Annotated in this window: 2 protein-coding genes; both read right to left on the reverse strand. The window is 36.0% G+C overall.

Going from position 1 to position 1033, the window contains the following annotated elements:
• Positions 1 to 46 precede the first annotated feature (46 nt).
• Positions 47 to 442 (reverse strand): type VI secretion system tube protein TssD, encoded by a 396-nt coding sequence (tssD, locus tag NZ698_RS19440; protein ID WP_263004939.1) that lies wholly within the window; start codon positions 440 to 442, stop codon positions 47 to 49.
• Between the two features lie 181 nt (positions 443 to 623).
• Positions 624 to 1010 (reverse strand): type VI secretion system tube protein TssD, encoded by a 387-nt coding sequence (tssD, locus tag NZ698_RS19445; RefSeq protein WP_263004941.1) that lies wholly within the window; start codon positions 1008 to 1010, stop codon positions 624 to 626.
• Between the last annotated feature and the right edge of the window lie 23 nt (positions 1011 to 1033).

A 1033-nucleotide genomic window follows, 5' to 3' on the forward strand; every position in this document is an offset into this window, starting at 1 on the left:
GAAAAACTAAAAAATGGGCAATGCTTTATTGCCCATCCATATTAATTTAAAGTGAACCAGGCCACTCATTTTCATAAGCACCACTTCCCATTTCGATTTTTCTTGCAGAGATCGTGAAGGTTTCCGTTAAAGGATTTTCACCTGTAGAATCGAAGTTTTCTTTGTGTTTTACCAAATATCCTTCAGTAAATTTCAACTCCTTCAATGTAGCGTCACTGTCTCTCTTGTAAAAAACTACACTTCCGTCTTTTCTCTCGAACGAGTTGGTCATCCACTCGAAAAGTTCCGTTGAGTTGGTACCTTCTACCACGACATCAATTTTACCGCCTCTTGTTACTGTTGACGGTCTTCCCGTTGCATCGGTTTCCTGGAATAACCCGTAGGTTACGTTTAGTGCAGTAAATTCTTTTCCTGCTACTTTGAATTTTGCTTTAAATGACATAATTTTCTTTTTTTGTGTTAAATACTGTAATTAATTGTTGTTTTAAAAGCATTTATCCATCGGATTAGGAAATTGAAAAACATTATTTTAAATAATAATCTTAATCCCTAACTATTCAATATAGAATCGTTTAAATAAAATAATACCGATGAAAATAAATGATTTTTTTGAGTGTTTCAGGTTACACCCACTCGTTTTTGTGAGACGCATTACCCATCTCGATTTCTTTCGCAGAAAGCGTAAAAGTCTCGGTCAGAGGGTTTTCTCCGGTAGAATCAAAATCTTCTTTATATTTTACAATATAAGCTTCTTTGAATTTGAGCTCCTTCAGTGTTGCATCGCTGTCCCTTTTAATGAAAACAAGGCTTCCGTCTTTTCTTTCAAACGAATTGGTCATCCACTCAAAAAGATCTGTGGCTCCTGTCCCCTCTACTGTAATGTGAATTTTTCCGCCTCGCGTTACAGAAGATGGTCTTCCTGTTGGGTCGGTTTCCTGTAGCATTCCGAAATCTACAGCCAAAATGTTGCGCTCAATACCCGAAGATTTGAACTTTGCTTTAAATGACATAATAATATATTTTAAGGTTAAAT

Origin of the sequence: Chryseobacterium edaphi (assembly GCF_025628985.1) — a bacterium.
Taxonomy (GTDB): Bacteria; Bacteroidota; Bacteroidia; order Flavobacteriales; family Weeksellaceae; genus Chryseobacterium; species Chryseobacterium edaphi.

Bases quoted from the DNA above. Each gene is read 5' to 3' on its own strand.
- tssD (WP_263004939.1), bottom strand. From the start codon at position 442: ATGTCATTTAAAGCAAAATTCAAAGTAGCAGGAAAAGAATTTACTGCA.
- tssD (WP_263004941.1), bottom strand. From the start codon at position 1,010: ATGTCATTTAAAGCAAAGTTCAAATCTTCGGGTATTGAGCGCAACATT.